The 15,808-nt window shown below is 60.7% G+C and carries 27 protein-coding genes; all 27 read right to left on the bottom strand.

Features of this window, described 5'->3' with window-relative positions; genetic code table 11:
- Positions 1-5 precede the first annotated feature (5 nt).
- The 27 genes from AOT96_RS21915 to AOT96_RS21785 all read right to left on the bottom strand — a co-directional run bounded on the left by AOT96_RS21915 (position 6) and on the right by AOT96_RS21785 (position 15,563).
- Positions 6-638 (bottom strand): hypothetical protein, encoded by a 633-nt coding sequence (locus AOT96_RS21915; protein ID WP_065352275.1) that lies wholly within the window; start codon positions 636-638, stop codon positions 6-8.
- A 132-nt stretch (positions 639-770) separates the two neighbouring features.
- Positions 771-1,871, bottom strand: a complete 1,101-nt coding sequence (locus AOT96_RS21910) for a phage minor capsid protein (protein WP_065352274.1) — start codon at positions 1,869-1,871, stop codon at positions 771-773.
- A gap of 12 nt (positions 1,872-1,883) precedes the next feature.
- Positions 1,884-3,410 (bottom strand): phage portal protein, encoded by a 1,527-nt coding sequence (locus AOT96_RS21905; RefSeq protein WP_065352273.1) that lies wholly within the window; start codon positions 3,408-3,410, stop codon positions 1,884-1,886.
- Positions 3,407-4,600, bottom strand: a complete 1,194-nt coding sequence (locus tag AOT96_RS21900) for a PBSX family phage terminase large subunit (RefSeq protein ID WP_231917285.1) — start codon at positions 4,598-4,600, stop codon at positions 3,407-3,409. Before AOT96_RS21900 ends, AOT96_RS21905 begins: the two co-directional genes overlap by 4 nt.
- Positions 4,601-4,674: 74 nt before the next feature.
- On the bottom strand, positions 4,675-5,178 hold the full coding sequence (locus AOT96_RS21895; protein WP_156778962.1) for a helix-turn-helix domain-containing protein: 504 nt from the start codon (positions 5,176-5,178) through the stop codon (positions 4,675-4,677).
- Between the two features lie 556 nt (positions 5,179-5,734).
- The gene (locus AOT96_RS21890) at positions 5,735-6,010 is read right to left on the bottom strand and encodes a hypothetical protein (RefSeq protein ID WP_065352271.1); all 276 of its coding nucleotides are present in this window, start codon (positions 6,008-6,010) and stop codon (positions 5,735-5,737) included.
- On the bottom strand, positions 6,007-6,660 hold the full coding sequence (locus AOT96_RS21885) for a hypothetical protein (RefSeq protein ID WP_065352270.1): 654 nt from the start codon (positions 6,658-6,660) through the stop codon (positions 6,007-6,009). Before AOT96_RS21885 ends, AOT96_RS21890 begins: the two co-directional genes overlap by 4 nt.
- A complete protein-coding gene (locus AOT96_RS35345) occupies positions 6,657-6,977 on the bottom strand; it encodes a hypothetical protein (RefSeq protein ID WP_156778961.1) in 321 nt (106 codons plus the stop codon). Before AOT96_RS35345 ends, AOT96_RS21885 begins: the two co-directional genes overlap by 4 nt.
- A gap of 13 nt (positions 6,978-6,990) precedes the next feature.
- Positions 6,991-7,449: a single-stranded DNA-binding protein gene (locus tag AOT96_RS21875; protein ID WP_065352269.1), complete on the bottom strand. Its 459-nt coding sequence runs from the start codon at positions 7,447-7,449 to the stop codon at positions 6,991-6,993.
- Positions 7,446-7,676 carry a hypothetical protein gene (locus tag AOT96_RS21870; RefSeq protein ID WP_065352268.1) on the bottom strand — a complete coding sequence of 77 codons (231 nt, stop codon included), beginning with the start codon at positions 7,674-7,676 and terminating at the stop codon, positions 7,446-7,448. The genes AOT96_RS21875 and AOT96_RS21870 overlap by 4 nt, the downstream gene beginning before the upstream one ends.
- Positions 7,673-8,071, bottom strand: a complete 399-nt coding sequence (locus AOT96_RS21865; RefSeq protein ID WP_065352267.1) for a hypothetical protein — start codon at positions 8,069-8,071, stop codon at positions 7,673-7,675. Before AOT96_RS21865 ends, AOT96_RS21870 begins: the two co-directional genes overlap by 4 nt.
- Positions 8,068-8,397: a hypothetical protein gene (locus AOT96_RS21860; protein ID WP_065352266.1), complete on the bottom strand. Its 330-nt coding sequence runs from the start codon at positions 8,395-8,397 to the stop codon at positions 8,068-8,070. The genes AOT96_RS21865 and AOT96_RS21860 overlap by 4 nt, the downstream gene beginning before the upstream one ends.
- Positions 8,394-8,813 (bottom strand): hypothetical protein, encoded by a 420-nt coding sequence (locus tag AOT96_RS21855; RefSeq protein ID WP_065352265.1) that lies wholly within the window; start codon positions 8,811-8,813, stop codon positions 8,394-8,396. The genes AOT96_RS21860 and AOT96_RS21855 overlap by 4 nt, the downstream gene beginning before the upstream one ends.
- A 249-nt stretch (positions 8,814-9,062) precedes the next feature.
- Positions 9,063-9,731, bottom strand: coding sequence for a DNA cytosine methyltransferase (locus AOT96_RS21850; RefSeq protein WP_065352898.1), 669 nt, complete (start codon positions 9,729-9,731; stop codon positions 9,063-9,065).
- A gap of 2 nt (positions 9,732-9,733) precedes the next feature.
- Positions 9,734-10,603, bottom strand: a complete 870-nt coding sequence (locus AOT96_RS21845; protein ID WP_065352264.1) for a hypothetical protein — start codon at positions 10,601-10,603, stop codon at positions 9,734-9,736.
- Positions 10,600-10,974, bottom strand: a complete 375-nt coding sequence (locus AOT96_RS35790; RefSeq protein WP_065352263.1) for a RusA family crossover junction endodeoxyribonuclease — start codon at positions 10,972-10,974, stop codon at positions 10,600-10,602. Before AOT96_RS35790 ends, AOT96_RS21845 begins: the two co-directional genes overlap by 4 nt.
- Positions 10,971-11,564 carry a hypothetical protein gene (locus tag AOT96_RS35785; RefSeq protein ID WP_197523601.1) on the bottom strand — a complete coding sequence of 198 codons (594 nt, stop codon included), beginning with the start codon at positions 11,562-11,564 and terminating at the stop codon, positions 10,971-10,973. Before AOT96_RS35785 ends, AOT96_RS35790 begins: the two co-directional genes overlap by 4 nt.
- A gap of 97 nt (positions 11,565-11,661) precedes the next feature.
- Positions 11,662-12,138 (bottom strand): hypothetical protein, encoded by a 477-nt coding sequence (locus tag AOT96_RS21830; RefSeq protein ID WP_065352261.1) that lies wholly within the window; start codon positions 12,136-12,138, stop codon positions 11,662-11,664.
- Positions 12,135-12,377 (bottom strand): hypothetical protein, encoded by a 243-nt coding sequence (locus AOT96_RS21825; RefSeq protein ID WP_065352260.1) that lies wholly within the window; start codon positions 12,375-12,377, stop codon positions 12,135-12,137. Before AOT96_RS21825 ends, AOT96_RS21830 begins: the two co-directional genes overlap by 4 nt.
- A complete protein-coding gene (locus tag AOT96_RS21820) occupies positions 12,374-12,739 on the bottom strand; it encodes a hypothetical protein (RefSeq protein WP_065352259.1) in 366 nt (121 codons plus the stop codon). Before AOT96_RS21820 ends, AOT96_RS21825 begins: the two co-directional genes overlap by 4 nt.
- The gene (locus AOT96_RS21815; RefSeq protein ID WP_065352258.1) at positions 12,736-12,927 is read right to left on the bottom strand and encodes a hypothetical protein; all 192 of its coding nucleotides are present in this window, start codon (positions 12,925-12,927) and stop codon (positions 12,736-12,738) included. Before AOT96_RS21815 ends, AOT96_RS21820 begins: the two co-directional genes overlap by 4 nt.
- Positions 12,924-13,142 (bottom strand): hypothetical protein, encoded by a 219-nt coding sequence (locus tag AOT96_RS21810; RefSeq protein WP_065352257.1) that lies wholly within the window; start codon positions 13,140-13,142, stop codon positions 12,924-12,926. Before AOT96_RS21810 ends, AOT96_RS21815 begins: the two co-directional genes overlap by 4 nt.
- A gap of 248 nt (positions 13,143-13,390) precedes the next feature.
- Complete coding sequence (locus AOT96_RS21805; protein WP_065352256.1) at positions 13,391-13,879, bottom strand: hypothetical protein; 489 nt, start codon at positions 13,877-13,879, stop codon at positions 13,391-13,393.
- On the bottom strand, positions 13,876-14,736 hold the full coding sequence (locus AOT96_RS21800; RefSeq protein ID WP_065352255.1) for a hypothetical protein: 861 nt from the start codon (positions 14,734-14,736) through the stop codon (positions 13,876-13,878). Before AOT96_RS21800 ends, AOT96_RS21805 begins: the two co-directional genes overlap by 4 nt.
- A gap of 13 nt (positions 14,737-14,749) precedes the next feature.
- On the bottom strand, positions 14,750-15,034 hold the full coding sequence (locus AOT96_RS21795) for a helix-turn-helix domain-containing protein (protein ID WP_065352254.1): 285 nt from the start codon (positions 15,032-15,034) through the stop codon (positions 14,750-14,752).
- Positions 15,031-15,240: a hypothetical protein gene (locus AOT96_RS21790; protein ID WP_065352253.1), complete on the bottom strand. Its 210-nt coding sequence runs from the start codon at positions 15,238-15,240 to the stop codon at positions 15,031-15,033. The genes AOT96_RS21795 and AOT96_RS21790 overlap by 4 nt, the downstream gene beginning before the upstream one ends.
- Positions 15,237-15,563, bottom strand: a complete 327-nt coding sequence (locus tag AOT96_RS21785) for a hypothetical protein (RefSeq protein ID WP_065352252.1) — start codon at positions 15,561-15,563, stop codon at positions 15,237-15,239. Before AOT96_RS21785 ends, AOT96_RS21790 begins: the two co-directional genes overlap by 4 nt.
- Between the last annotated feature and the right edge of the window lie 245 nt (positions 15,564-15,808).

Below are 15,808 nucleotides of genomic sequence, written 5' to 3'. Positions count from 1 at the left end.
CCTGGTTAGTAGATTCGGATGCCCGGTTTGCGGCTCGCGGCGCGTTCGGCGAGTTTCTTCGGGTCCATCTCGTCGGTTTTGGTGGTTCCGCCTGTTGCTTGCCGACCGGATCGGCCGGCGGGTGCGGCGGTTTTGATGCGTTCGGAGAGTGCTTTCGCTTTGGCGTCGAACTTGTCGGCTGGTACGCCTTCGAGGAAGTCGAGGTCTTCGTCGGACAGTCCGTACTTGCGGGCTGCGCGTTCGCGTGCGGCTTCAGCGCGGGCGGCTTCAGCGTCAGCCTTGGCGTCGGCGGCTTCCTTCGCTGCCTTCTCCTCGGCGGTCCGGTTCTTGGCCCGGATCTTCTCCAGCTCGGCAGCAGCGTCGCGGTTCTTCTTCGCTTCCGCTTCGTGCTTGCGGGACATCGCTTTCCAGTCGATGTCCTTGTTCTCGCCTGCGCCGTCCTTGCCAGCTTCGCCTTCGGCGCTGTTGGTTCCTGCGTCGTTGTTTGCGCTGGCGTCGTCGTTGGCGTTGGTGCCGCCTTCTCCCCCACCGTCGTGGCCTTCTTCGTCGCGTCGAGGGTGCTGGCGGGACGGCCAGCGGGATGCTCGGGCGAACATGTCGAACGGTTCGGGTGCGATGACGGATCGTTGGACGCGCATTGTTCTCTCCTTGTGCCATGCGGCATTGGCCCCGGTTGCCGTGCGGCTGGGGGCTGTTGGGGTTACTGCGATTCCGCCATGCGGCGGGAAACTCTGGGGATCTATCGGCGTGTATTGGGAAAACCCGATAGATCAGCGTGCGCCGAGGCGTTCGCGGTTGGGCCGGCGTTTCAGGTCGTGTTGCGCGGTGTGAGCGGCGATCGCGGCTCGCTGCGCCTTCAACCGGGCAGCCAACTCGCGTTTCCTCGCTGGGGTGACTGCGACGGCCTGCTGCTTACGGGTGTCGCGGATGTCCCGCTCCATCGCCCGCTGCTTCTGAGAGGCTGCGTACCCTTCCGGATCCGGCTTCGTCTCGAACGTCCTTGACCCGCCAGGGATGAACGCTGATACAGCGTGGCCGCAGTTGGGGTGTTGGAAGCCGTTCGAGCGCGCATCTTTCAGCGTGGCTTTGATCTTCACCTTCACCGCACGGCCGCCGGTCGCGTTGGGCCGGATCACCGTCCCCGCCTCACCATCCAACGAGAGGACTTGCCCTTCGTAGGGTTGGCATTGCGGTGCAGGGTTCGAGTGGCTGGACACGACGATCAGGTTTTGGCCGCGCTCCAACATCCGATCCGTGTGCCCATCGATCAGCTCTTGGTTGACGATGGTTCGGGACTTCATCTCGATGTAGGAGGCGAGGGACCAGTTGCGGCCGGCAGCATCACGGAATCCGGTCACGCCACGTTTGGTTAGGATGTCGAGGGCTTGTTGCGCTGCATCCAGGCGCGTACCTGTCTTGCCTGAATGGCGGGCGATGATCTGCGTTGTCACCTGCGAATGCAACTCCCCCGCAGCACCCGGTATCCGAGCAGTAACCTGCGACAAAACCTGCTGCCCCGCATAGATCGCTGCGCGAGTCTTCCGATCCCGAGCAGGCGTCACAGGCGGAACCGGAGGCGGCTTCGGCAACGCCTTCAAGTCCTCGTCCGCAGCCTCCCGACCACGCTCCGCAGCACCAGCAACCGCACCCTCAACAAGCGCCGGCATCTGGGATTGCAACTGCAACGCCAACAACTGCGCCTGCTGCCGAAACCGCAACATCTCCGCCGGCTGACGCGCTTCCCACTCTGGTGTGTCGATGCCCGCCACGATCGCTTCGGCGAGCATCGACATCAGAGCGAGTTCGGCTTCGGTGTAGAGGTTGATGAGTTCGTCGGGGAGGCCTGCTGCTTCGGACGGGTCGAGCGCCATCGCCTACCCCCTTTAGAATCCGCCTCCGAAGCCCCCGGATGGATCAGGAACCGCGCCAGCCTTATCGATCGCCGCGGCCTCATCGTCGATCCACTTCTCGTCCTTGTCCTGATTCAGGTACGCGACCTTCGTCCTCGTGGACGCAGCATTCGACGTAGACCAATTCAAGACAGTCCGCGACTTCGCCTCATCAGATTCACGAGCGAACTCAGGCCACTCGATCTCCAACTCCTCCGACGGAGCAACACCTTTGAACTTGGCGGCGTCGATGCGGAGGCAGATCGTCGCCAACGGAGCTAACGCGGCACCCCAATAGCGGGCCTTACCGTTGGTCGTGATGACCGTCCACTCCTTCTTCCCCTGCGCCTCCGTAGCCGTCTGAGCAACCTCATCCGACATACCAAACGACACAGGCGAATAGCCGGTCTTGCGGAGCACTTCACGGATCAGCATCTCCGCGCCCTGATCATGCTGAAGGACACGGATCTCGGGCTGATGGAACTGGAGCATCGACATCGAGGTACCTGTCGAGCCGACACCAGTACCGACTGCCTGAAACACTTCCCGGTCCTCGGACAGCGCCATGCCTTTGCCGGCGCCGAGGTTTTCGAGGAGGTCGTCTGAGGCGAACATGCGGGCTTGGCCGATGCGGAAGTCTCGAACGAGTGAGGAGTAGATGCGGTCGAGTTCGTGGAGCAGTGGGATTGTGTCGGTGGAGATGTCTGCGCGGCCGAGGTAGCGGAGTGTGTTGTGGTTCCGCCATTCGGGGTTGGGGAGGACGTTGGGGACGTATCGGGCTGCCAGTTCATCGACGCCGAGGTCGACGTAACCACCGAGCTCACCGTCAAACGCGGTGAGCTCCTTCACTAGGCCCTTGGTGTCATCGTGGGCGTCCAAATCCTTCACGCTGCCGAGGTCCGTCGGCGTCCCCTGGTAGAGGGAGTGGACGATCTTCCCCTTCTCGTACCGTTCCAGATGACGCCACACGTCCCGCTCATCCGAACCCGCAAGCTCAGACCAGAACGTGACCGCGACGAGCCGGCCCCACCTGTATTCGGGGATCGCCTTGTCAGCGTCCACGAAGTCGATCCACGCGTTGTCGGCGACTTCCTCGTCCCACACCACACGCTGATACGAGCCACCCAACGCTGAGCAGGATTCGCCGGCGGTGAACAGGTCACCGTGGAAGGTTGGGGTGTTGAAGATCAGGTCAGCGCGTTCCTGCGTGGCACCTGTGGGGTCTACGATCGTGAGTGTCTCCGAGAACAAGCATGACGCGGACAGTTTCGGGATATCGCCGGCGATCGGTGCATGCAACCGCTTGATCGGGGTGGTCGTCTGGCTGACGGGGCGACCCCAGAACGCGTTGTACGCCGCGGACAGTCGATCCTTCACACCTGACGGGGATGTGCGGTTCCCTGCTTGGTAGTAGTCGTCGAGCTTCGCGGGATCGCCTTCCCACCACACCTGAGACTCGCGGGTGCGTTCCACGACTTTGCCGAGCTCGGTTGGTGGCCACGCCATGCCAGCTTTGATCATGCGGCTACCTCCTCGGCGATAGTGATTTCGATGGGAATGTGATTGCGCCAGAACGTGAACGACGAGAACACGCCGTAACGCCAGGCGTCGCAGAAGTCATCATCTTCTTTGACTGGGGCGTCTTCGCCTCGTTCAGCAGCTTTGCGGTCCCACACATATCCACCGATCTCTCCGAGCAGGTTGGTGCACAGCGGCCCGTTGATGAGTAGTTGGTCGGTGGACAGTAAGGCTGAGACGACGCCGATGCCCGATTTGTGGGAGTTGTGGGCGTTCATGATGATGCCGAACCCTTCGCGTTGCATCTGCATCTTCAGCGCTGCTGCTGATGGGTCTACGAAGAACCGTTCTGGTTTGCCGTGTTCGTTGATGAATCGGCGTAACGATTTGGTGCGGTCGGCTGGTGTGCCTGATGGTGGCGCCCATTCGGCCATTGCGTACAGCTTGTTGTCGATGCCGAGGCCGATGAGGAGGCCGGCGGCTGGGTGGTTGACGCCGTCGTCGATGCCCATTGCGATGATGCGTTGGATTTCGGGTGTTTGGTCGACGACGTGGCGTGCGGGGTCGAAGCAGTCGTAGATGACGCCGTCTGCCATGGTCCATTTGCCGAGGATGAATCGGTCGTACCAGAGTCCGGAGTATTGGGCTTGGCGGGTTTCGATGTATCCGTCGGGGAGGTTGTCGCGGTTGTCTTCGATTTCGAAGTGGAAGCAGCGGATGTTGAGTTTCGGGTCGTGTTCGCGGTCGATCCAGTCGGTTTTGAGCCAGTGCCTTGGTGCGTCGGGGTTGGTGGTGACGAACAGTTGGCACGCATACCCTTTGACGCGCAAACGGCTGTGGAGCATGGAGAAGAACTCTTTGCTGACCAGTGTTGCTTCGTCGAGGTAGGCGATGCAGATGGTCATGCCTCGGATGGTTGATTCAGCGCGAACATCGGAGCTGCCGAGGATGTGGACTGTGCGACCGAAGATGGTTGCGGTGGGTGCACCGCGGTTGTAGCTGATGTGGTCAACCAGGTCACCGAACAGTGCTGGATCCAACAGTGCTTGCATGATGTTGCGGTAGACGGTGTCTCTGGTGCGGCCGATGATGACGATTTCCCCTGAGGTGGGGGCGGTCGCGATCTTCATCAACAGTTTGAACAACGATCCGATCGTCTTACCGGATGACACGGCGCCATGCCAGATGACCACTTCAGCTGATGCTGCACCGATACTGTGGGCTTGCTTCGGGGACAGTGTGCCGAGCTTCGAAGGCAACAACCCGGTCACTCCCCTTGTTCGGCTTCGTACTGTGCAGCGAATTGTTCGAGGGCGCCTTGCATCTGGACGAGCGCGGATACAGCCTTCTCGGCTTGTTGGCCGGCGTTCATCTCGTGCAGCTTGTTCGCGGCGTTGAGTGCGGTGGAGAGCGCTTGAACGATGTGCTTCTGCGCCACCGGATCAGGCTTATCCAACTCATGCTGCTCGTACTGATTGAACTGGCCGCCGAACGAATACACGATGGCAGGCTTATCGAGTTGAGCGAGCATGTCCTCGGACTTGACCAACAACTGCTCTTCGATGCGTGCCCGTCGCGCTTTGTTGTCGACGTGCACAGCCTCAGCAGCCTTCGCCGTCCGAGACCGATCCCACGACAACTTGAGCCGCTCCGAATGCCGGTGAATCGTCTCCGTCGACCTACCCATGGTCTTCGCGATGAAGGTCAAGGACTTCCCCGCGCCATGTAGTTCGGTTAGCCGTGCGCTCTCTTCATCGGTCCACGCGGCCACTCACTGCTCTCGTGTGCGCGGTGAGGGCCCCAAAGGTTTGGGTTTGGCGATTGTCCAGGTGTGGCCGTTGCTGGTGGTGTGGTCGCCTGTGTGGTTGTTGGTTTGGGTGCAGTCGAGTTTCCAGTGGCCGTTGTTTGGTGTGGAGACGGGGAGGAAGTTGGGGCAGGGTGTCATGTCCGTCTCCTTATGTGGTGTACATGCGCCAGATTCCGGTGATTGCCCAGATGAGTAGGTCGCGGCTGGGCATTAGATGACCCAGAAGTTGATGAGGGCGATTGTGATTCGGATGGCTTCGATGAGGTTGAGGATTGTTTGCATCGGGCCTCCTGAAGTTTGGTCCCCGGACGTGCACCCATGCCGAGTGGTGATTGTGGGTTGCTCCATCCGGGGGTTGCTGCACGTCCCTCACAAGGGGGCGCCGTTGTCTCAGAGACCGGCGCGGTGTGCAGCAAGTACACGAAACGCGACACCCGAGTTGTGATTGTCAGGTGTCGCGTACGCGCATAGCGTATCACTTGCATCGCCGCAAAGGTTGCAGACATGCAAGTAATATTGGTTACGGTTTGCGGAGGTCGAATTTTATGTGTCCGCCTGGTGCTGCGGCCGCTTCCTGTTCGCGTCCGTCTGGGAAAATGATTGTTGCTGTGACTATGTCTTTCGCTGGGGCGGGGAGGTTGAGTTGGTATGCGCGGATGACCTTCTGGAGTGCTTCTTCCAGTAGTTGTCTGATGATGTCGCGTTCGTCGTCTCCGATTTCTCGGGTGGATGGTTCGAGGTTTACGGATATGTTTCCGTGTTGCTCTGATCTGACTTCGATAGTTACCTGTGTCATCCTGCGATCCTATTGCGTTCGGGTGTGGCGTAGTGGGCGTTGAGTACGTCGCCGAGTTGGTAGATGGGGGTTCGTTTGTCCGCGTAGCGGACCGGCACGATTTTTCCGGTTTCGCGTAGGTGTTTGATGCGGCGGATGGTGAGGCCTTGGGCGCCGATGTGTTTGGCGAGGGTGGCGATTCCTCGGGCGTTGAGTTGTTCGGCGTGTGCTTGGGCGAGGCGTTGTGGGTTGGGTTTGGGTGTGACTGCGAGGTTGCGTCCGCTGGCGTTGCGTGCGTGCCGGATTTCCTCGGTGATGTTGTAGTGGGCGTATGTGCTGCCTTCGGTGGCGGCGAGGAGTAGTAGGTGTCGGCGGAGGAATGCTGCGGTGCTTTTGATGGTGCTGGTGGGTGGGGTGATGTTTCGGATTTCAGCTAGCCACAGTGCCCATCCTTCGAGGCAGATGAGGAGTCTGTCGGCGGCGTCGACTGCTGCGACGTTGTATGGGAGTGGTTGAGGCCGATCCCCGGTAGATACTTTCGGTTGCCAGTTGGCGGTGGCGATGCGCGGTTTCATGGCTTCGCTGAGGTCGTCGCAGATGTCGGGGGCATCTGATAACGCATCGTCGAGGTCGACTTGTTCTTGTTTCGGGATGAACCAGTGGTCAGTCACAACGTCTCCTCAGAGTCCATCCGTGTGGTGTCGAGCTCAAAATCTCCGTATACCGAAAGTGGTTGTCCTGGTTCGTTGCTCGCCGTGCAGCCGTGATCGTGGTAGGTGGCACGTGGGCAGCGTTTGCAGCCACAGTCGGGGCAGACGACCATGAACTTCGACAGACGTGACATCCAGCCGTCTGGGTCGAGTTCGTCCATGATCCGGTCCCACTCGTTGTCGCAGTAGCGGCAGAAGCAGTTGTTGATCGGCTTGTCACTGCCGACGATGTAGATGAGTTTCGCCTTGTAGTCGACTGTCGTGTTTTCGGTTGACACGGTGTCTCCTCGGTCAGAATGGGGCTTCGTCGGATGTTGCGGCGGGTGGGCTGCCCCAGGGGTCGTCCTGCGTGGCCGTCGCGGTGGTGCGCGCTCCTCCGCTTTTGCGGTCGGCTTTGTTGACCTTGGCTGTGGCGTACTTGAGTGAGGGCCCGATTTCGTCGACCTCCAATTCCACGACGGTCCGCTTTTCCCCTTCACGAGTTTCGTAAGAACGCTGCTTGAGTCGGCCGGACACGATCACCCGAGACCCACGCGTCAGGCTTTCGGCGACGTTTTCGGCTGCTTCGCGCCAGATGTTGCAACGCATGAACAGTGCATCGCCGTCGATCCATTCGTTTTTCGTCCGGTCGAATGTGCGAGGGGTACTGGCGACGGTGAAGTTTGCGACTGCGGCGCCGGCGGGTGTGAAACGAAGTTCGGGGTCGGCGGTGAGGTTGCCGATGACGGTGATGGTGGTGTCGCCGCTCATGTGCGGGTCTCCTCGATGTGTTGGTTGATGATGGGGAGGATGGTGGGTAGGACCCACGCTGAGAACCCGTCGATGATGCGGTCCTGGTTGGTTTTGGTTTGTGTTTTGAATTGTGTTGCACTGTTTGGGTTGCGGAGGATTTCGTTGCGGGCCGCGGTTTGCAGTGCTTCGCGGAGTTGGGTTTCGAGGTTCGTCGCGGGTGTGGCCTGTGATCGGATCTCACTCACAACGACTCCTCCGAAGGCAGTTCGATTCGGGCTGTGACGATCAGCTTTGTTCCAGGTGGGAAGTCGGATGCGTAGGCTTTAAAGCCTGGGCCGTATGTGAATCCCTGCCGCTTATCCCAGAAGAGGCCGTCGAGGTAGCGAACTTCGCCAGGGAGGTCAATGCCACGTAGGTGTGGCGCAACAACCTTCTCTGCGGTGAGTGTGATCGTCTGCTCGGTATTGTCAGCAGATAGCACTTCGTCGGGGTTGGTGTGTCGTACGCAGCGATACGGGCTGCGTTGGTATTGCTGGCGGATTTCGGTTTCTTCTCGCCGGGTGGTGGCAGTGGTGAATGACCGCTCCTTGCATCCTTCGAATGTGCAAGCAAGTCGGATGGTGTACTCGCGTCGGCTCATTGCTGTTCCCCTTCAGGTTTCGGCCTAGCGACCACGTTCAGTTGGCAACCCTCGGGTGCGACCGTGACGGGATGCGTTGGGTGAACCGCAACCTTGTGGTAGCCGATTTCGAGAACTAGCAGCGGGGAGGTCGCGGAGTCCGTGACGGCGCACAGCTTCCCGGCGAGGAGCGCGCCGTTTGCACGGACGGCAATGGCCCTGCCAATGTGATCGCTCTTGTAGATCGGGTTGCCGTCCATGCCGTTTGTGGCGAGCTGGGATGCGGTGATCTGATGCATTCCCAGCTCGGGTAGCGGTCGAAGTTTCGGTGCGAGTTTGAGTCTCATTGCTGTTCCCCTTCCAAAGCTGCGCGGGTGTAGTCGCCGGTGATTGCCGACTGGATGTGTTCGGTGAGGATTTGCTGTCCTCGGTCCCAGCCTTTGTCGTAGTGGCTGCTGTCCGGGTTGATGCCTTCGATGTTCGGCAGCGCGTTCCGCACCCTGGCGATCGTGGCCTCCGCCTTCTCGGCGCGGGCACGCCAGTCGTCGCGGGACTGGACCCCTTTCCGATACTCAGCGCTCCACTCATCCACTCGGGCTTCGAGTTCCGCGGTCCGCCCGTTGGTGTGCTGCTCCACCACCAACGCCACATGCGCGGGATGGTCTTTGCGGAACATCGACTTACCGCAGGCGCATCCATCGAACACTTGGCGCGCATCGTAAGTCGGGTAGTGCGCTGCGATGAGGTCGGTGAGGTCAGCCATGGTGGCCCTCGTGTCCTTTCGGTCGGGTGCATTTGCGGTAGCTGTGACCGTCCGCCCAATCGCCGCATGGGACTCCGGGTTTCGCGATGAGCTTCGGGGTGATCGTGTAGGTCGCCGTCAGTAGCTCGGCCACATGCGCGGCATGGATTCGTTGCGGACCCTCTATGCCGCATGAGCAGATCCAACTGTCGTGATGCGGTCGCTCCTGGTGCGCTGCGATGAGGTCAGTCAACCCCGGATCAGGCGCGGTCACGACGACACCCCCACAAGCTGAGCCATCAACTGACGGCCCACAAACTCTGCGTACGCTGGCGGGATACTTTCCGCTAGCTCCTTGCGCACATCAGTCCAGTCGATGCCCATCGCCTTCTGCCATTGCGCGACAGTGCCTTTGCCGCCACCATCGCCGTACACAGCGAAGTAGGGGCCGTCGAACCATTCACCGTGCCGGTATCCGGCGACCCGGCCGCGATGCTTCCGATGCTCCGGTTGCGTGACTTCGAAGCCAGTGACTTCGAAGTAGCGGTGCCGGATCACGCCGAGCCCGAACATCTCCCCGCAGAGGGTGAGGTCGCGTCGGAGGTCTGAGCCTTGGACGTTTTCGATGATCGTCGGCACCGACAGTTCCGCGAACGCTGCACGCGTGGCGGGGATCAGGTTGATGTGGTTGCCTGCGGTTGCTTTCTGGTTGCCTTTGATGAGGGTGCATGATGCCTGGCATGGTGGGGAACCGTGTACGGCGTCGTATTCGTGTCCGTGTGCGGCGAGGTATTCGAGGGCGTCGCCTTGGATGAATGTGTCTCCGGCGTAGTTGGGTTGGGGGTTGATGTCGACGCCTGTGACGTGGAAGCCGGCGTTTTGGTATCCGCGGGCAGCGCCACCAGCGCAGGAGAAAAGGTCGAGGAGCTTGAGGGTCATGCTCACCCCTCCTCGGCCGCAACGAACGGGGCGCAGTAGTCGAAGTTGGCGGGGTTGTTGACTTTGGCCCATCGACCTTGCGTTGTTTGCCCCTCCCAACTGCGACGACCGACTCGTCGCCAGTTGAAACCTTCACTGTCCCGCACCTTGGCCACCTCAGCTGGCACGTCGTTCAGGCTCGGCCACGGTCCGGTTTCGGTGGGGGCAGGGACAACCGGCGAGGAGGTGGGCTTGGGCACGATCGGGCAGTCAGCTCCGCGTTCATGCTTGCGATTGATGCCACCCCAATCTGACCAGCGGCATTTCGGATGGCAGCAGTAGTCCTCCGCTTTCGTCTCCTCCTCGGCGGGTACAGCAGGGGCGGGAGTGAACGCTCTCCAGACGCGGGCAACAGCCTCGTCGATTGACTGGCTGGGCTTGAAGTCCTCGGCGGGTTCGGTTGCCGGGAACAGGGCGTCGACCGCTGCGATGAGCCGGTTGACGTGGCCTCGGGCGTTCCCGTCGAAGTTGCGGTACCCCCTCAACCCCTCTCGCGCCGCCCGCACGTCTTCCACCTGTTCGGCGGTGAGTCGCTGCTCGTCGGCGGCCAAGAGGCGACCGGCAGCGGTGAGGTGAGCGAGGACTGCCCGGATGCCTTCGAGGACCGGAGCGTACTGGGGGCGAGGGTGGTTCTCGGCGGCTCGGAATGCCAACGCCAACTCGTTGAGGAATTCGAAACTCTCGGTTTCGACGGCTTCGAGTCGGTCGATTTCGGTTTGGAGTGTGGCCGCAAGGTCTGCGATCGTCTCGTCCGGAATGTCGATTCGTACTCCGAGGGTGTTGGCGACGCCCAGAAGTGTTGTGCGGATGATGTCTTCGCTTAGGTTGCTCATGGTGTGGGCTCGATTCGGATTTCGATGCGAGGGTTTTCGCGGTCCAGGAGGATGGTGTTGCCGCCGTCGATCACATGCTTTTGGGCGTCGTCGGGGATGACGTGTTGGCGGAGGGCGTCGATGGCGTCTTTGCGGAATGCGCTGAGTCCGTCTGCGTCTCGGATGCGAGCGTCGGGTGCGTATTGGGTGATGCTGATGGTTACTTGTTCGCACATGGGGATCGGGTTGGTTTGTAGTGCTTGTCGGATCTGCCAGTGGATGCGGGTGCGGGCCTTGGACTTTTTTGTCCAGTGGGCGTTGCGCCATTCGTTCATGGTGAGGGGTGGACGGCCGGGGTGGTGGGTGTCGATGATGGTGAGGGTGTGGGTCATCGGCGTGCTTTGTCGAGTTCGGCGTGCGCTTGGGTGCAGGCTTCGCAGCGGCATTGGTAGCAGATGTAGCTGTTGTCGGTGCCGTGTGGTGCGTTGGGGTGGTAGGGGCGCCCGTTGTAGGTGATGCGTTGGATGCGGAGGCGGGCGCGGGATATTGCGGTGTTTTGTGCTTTGGTGCGTACGGGTGTGGCGGTGATGGTGTCGATGATGTGTTGGAGGTTCGGTCGGTCGTAGCAGACGGTGCAGAGGGTTCCTACGCCGTCGATCCGGCCGCGGGTGAGTCCGCGGGGTTGGTGGCATTCGGTGCAGGGTTCGATGTGGGGTGGGGTGGGTGTCGTGGGCGGCAGTGGTGTGGGTCGTCGTGGTGGTGTGGTGCGCCGGTTTTGTACTTTTGCGATGGGGCGTCGGGTGCGGCGTTCGCGTTTGCGGTCTTCGGCTAGGAGTTGTTGGACGGTGGGTGAGAGTTCTATGGGTGCTTGAACTTTCGGGATCATGAGGCGGTCAGCGTCGCGCATTTCGCGTCGGCACGGCCCGCATTGACCGCACAAGCCGGTGGGGCAGGATTGGGTGGAGAGGCTGGTTGCGATCATTTCCCTGCCGCCTGTTCGTGGGCTCGGTCGGCTTGGTCCCAGAAGTCGGCGGGGTCGTCGTCGTAGGCGAGTCCGTCATCGTTATCGAAGTGCGCCATCACTCCCCCTCGACTGCCGCGAAGACTGCGCCGTTCGAGGCGTTCTGGATGTGCCAGTCGAAGTCTTTGAGGACTGGCGCTATCCGCCTGTTGGTGTGCTGCTCCACCACCAACGCCACATGCGCGGCGTGGGCTGCGAACTCGCTTCGGTTGACCGCGCCTTCGTTGCTGGTCCACTTGCAGCCCTTGCCGCAAAGGTAGATGTCATCGACATGATGCCCGTCGCTGTCGTACTCGATGAACGGCCCGGAAAGGGTGTGCGCTGCGATGAGGTCGGCCAGACCTGCGTCGGTCGTTCCTTCATCTGCTTGTGTGAGGTGGTTGTGTGCGGCGTTGGCGAGGTCGATCCAGATCGTCTGCTGCAATGCATCCAGTGCTTCGAACGGTCCGAGCATTGCGCGATCTGCGGCGGTGTGCTGGGGGTTTCCGTTCTCGTACAGTGATTTTGCGAGGGCTTCGATGTGGTTTGCGCTCACATTGCACCGCCGACGTTGGGCATGTTCGCAGTCATCATGGTCTGCTGGTTGTCATTGCGGACCTTCTCAAGCTGCTTCTTCTGCTTCTCGGCTTCACGCTTCGCCTGGATCACCGCTTCAGCTTCGGTGGGCATCCATTCGGTGATGATCGCGTTCGCGAGGGCTTCGCTCTGGTGGGGGAAGATGTCATCGCCAACGTGCTCGATGATGAGGTCGTGGAGTGACTGGTATCCGCTCATGCTGTTACCTCCGGGGTGAATAGGATGCGGGCAGGCAGTGGGCGCTCGGAACGTGTTCCCCACCAGACTCGATTTCCGTTGCCGCCCGGATAGTCGTGGAACTCGGCACCGGCTGTTGCGACGTTGCCGTCCGCGAACATTGCGACAGTTCCAGGGATCTCGGCATTCAAGTCTTCGATGTTGTTCACCGTGCGAGGCTTGGGCTGGTAGTCGGCGAGGACCGCATCAGCGACTGCGCGTAGGTCGTAGACATGGTCGAGCAGTACGTCACCGAGGTCGCCGATGTCGATGTAACCGTCCCAAGGAGTGTTGTCACGCAGTGCGACTGCGATCTTCTCGGCCAGTTCTTCTCGTTTGCTCATGCTGCGTATCCGTTCAGGTATCCGGTGAGGGTGTAAGCGAAGGTGATGCAGAGTCCGGTGAGTGTGACGGCGACGTAGGTTCGTGCGCGCCACAACTTGCGGCGTTCCAACCGTTCGTGCCGGTCTGTCAGGTCGTCCATGAGGGCGAGGGATTCGAGCCGGTCGCAATGCTGCGCAAGGGATCTCATATCCGGCTCCCGTCTGTGTCGAGCTGCGTCATGCAGTCCTCGCAGATGAAAAACGGGCCGAACGAACTGTCGACGCGGGGGTTGAGGTTCACGCTGCCGCACGTACCGCACACCGGGGCCTTCACGGTGTCGTACATGGTGGCGCGGGAGATGAGTTCACGTACGGGCACACCTGTGCGGTGCCGGCCACGCGAACGAAAAGTGAGAACAGTCATGACATTCCTTCCGATTTCTGGTCCCGCTGCAACGGGATGCTCCAACTGTAGACAATCATCATGCGTCACGCAAGACACATGACTCACACGGTAAAAAGATTTGCCGCCTGGCGTCTTGCGTCCTACATGACAGTTGCCAGCGCTCAGTGGACCTCCAGCGAACGAACGAGCGCAATCCGGCACATCCACCCCAACGGGCACCTTCGGATCGCCAAATCTCGTTTCAGCCACATTTTCAGCGAATCCGCTCATTTCTTCGACGCCGCCATCCGCTCAACAGCCTCAGCAACACCAACCCGAGGCTGTAACGCCAACCGAACCTGCACACGAGAGAACAACTCGGCACGCTGCGCCTCGGACAAATCGATCGCCGGGGAACGCCCCAACGCCACCCGACGAACATGCTTCTGCGCCAGCGGCGGCGAAAATCCCATGTCCTCAAGCTCGTACGCCATCGTCAACATCTGATCCCGCTGCTCGTCATCGAGCGCGCCCAGAGCCTCGAAGTACGCGGCGCGAGCATGCTTGACGATCGACGCCGGCAACGGACGGAACCCTTCATCCTCGATCCGGTACGCCCGTGCCACACCAGCGAGCAAGTCCTCGCGGCTCAGATGCGATCCCGCGAACACTTCGGCCCACGCCTTGACGAGAGCCTCGCCCGGGTTCGGGAACCACGGATCGTTCGCGGCGCACTTCGCCAGCACCAACGCTGACGTTTCGATCCACTCGTTCATGCGAGTTCCCTCCTGGTGTTCGGATTGGCGAAGGCGAGGAAGCCTTGGACTTTCTCGTCGGACTTCGACTTCTGTGTGGTCGCTGGGGTCGCTGCTCGGTTCGCGGACTTGTGAACGAATCCGGGAATCATCGATGCCGCTGTCATCGGTGACGCTGCCCAGTCCTGGATCCCTGCTTCGATCTGCTCCCGACTCACCCCGGACTTGAGGCATCCGTCGACAGCTTGGGCGATCTTCGAAATCAAATCGCCTGGGACTGGCGACGGGCAGGATTCCGAGTAGGCCCTTGCGATGATGTGCGCCTCAGCGGAGTGCGCTGTCCCGTTGAGATGCTCGGCGATGTCTCGCACTCCCCGTGGTCTCGCCTGCGCGTCTCTTAGGTGAGGTGAACTACTTACGTAAGTAAGTAGTTCTTTCTCTTTCTCTATCTCTATCTCTGCTTGATTCTGCTTGAGGTCCTGCTTAGCAGCTGCTAGCCCGTCTGCTTGCGTTTCGTTGGCATGCGCCCGGTTCGCTGCCCTGGCCTTGCCTCCCTTCTGACCTGCGGCGATCTTCTCATTTCGAGACTTTTCGATCTCCGCGATGGTCTGATTGTGTTCGGCATAGTCGTGAACAATCGCGACATTTTTTGAAGCAACAATCGTGATCGCTCCGCAAGATTCCACCGAAATTCTGTTGCGCTTTGTTCCCATCTTCACCCACACAGGCAGCGGCAGATTGCCGTCGTTGGGGTACTCACGGCAGTGCATAATGGCTTTCACGATCAACCACTTCTGCCCGTCCGTGAGATTGATGTACTTCGGATTGCGGTCCATATCCACCGCCAGATTGATATAGATCCGCTTGTCTTTGGGCACGGTGGGGCTGTCCTTACTTGCGGCGGTTGTGTCGTTCGTAGCGTCGGCGAGTGCCAGGGCGGGCTGACACCGGATCCGGTCGCGGGCGGAAGATCGGATCGGAGTACACGATCTTCAGGGTTTCTTTGATGTCAGCTTCGGTGACCCGCCACTTGTTGGCGATCTTTCGGCCGGGCCACTTCTGCGATCGCAGTTGCTCGCGGTAGTAGGTGGGGCTGCACCTGAGCCGTAGCGCGGCCTCGTCGATGGTGAACACTTCGTCGGGCGGTACGTGCCGGCGTTGTTCGGTGGTCGTCATGCGGCTTCTCGTTTCTCGTGTGGGATGTACAGCTGGTTGCGTTGGACGACGGCGAGGTGGCAGAGGCCGCCGCGGGGGTGTCCGTTGTCGAGGCAGATGGTGTAGCCGTGTTCGTCTTTGTGGACGATGGTGACTTCGCTGAGGGCGCTGTAGGTGCCGATGTTGGGGTGGGTGATGGGTACTCGGAGTGAGGCTTCGCGGATCATGCGGCGCCTTTCCATACTCGGTTCGGGTTGGAGTGGCGTTCTTTTCGTGCGGGTTGGCACCATCCGGTTTGGGCGATGTGGCCGCGGCGTGATGCGTTGCCGATGATGGATGAGAGGACGTTTCCATTGCCTGCGCGGAGCCAGTCCCGTGTTTCGGGTGGGACTGCGTCGCGGACGTGGTCGGCACTGAACTCGCGGCCGGATCGGATGAGTTCCGTGAGTGCGGTTTCGATGTGGTTGGGGTGGTCGTGGTGTCCGACTGTTGCGGCTGCGAGGGCCGCGTCTTGCCCGTCCAACCTGAGCTGCTCACCAGCAGTGGTCATTTCGTTTCCTTGAGGTCGTCGTAGTGAAACGGGAGCGGGTGGTGCGGTCCGGTGTGACCTTGTGGTCGACCGCATCTGGTGACCACACGCAGGAAGAAATCGAAAGGTGCATCGCAAACTTCTGCGCTCACAACCCCTCCCATTCGCGGTTGCGGCCAGGAAATAGATCCGCGTCAGACTCGTCGCAGGTGCTGCACCGGACTGATGGCAATGGCCCGTAGTACGACATCGGGTCAGTGGGAGTG

This window comes from Rhodococcus sp. 008, from assembly GCF_001682295.1.
Lineage (GTDB): Bacteria > Actinomycetota > Actinomycetes > Mycobacteriales > Mycobacteriaceae > Rhodococcus_F > Rhodococcus_F qingshengii.
Note: the sequence above shows the minus strand (reverse complement) of the source record. Positions and strands in the feature narration are given on the sequence as shown.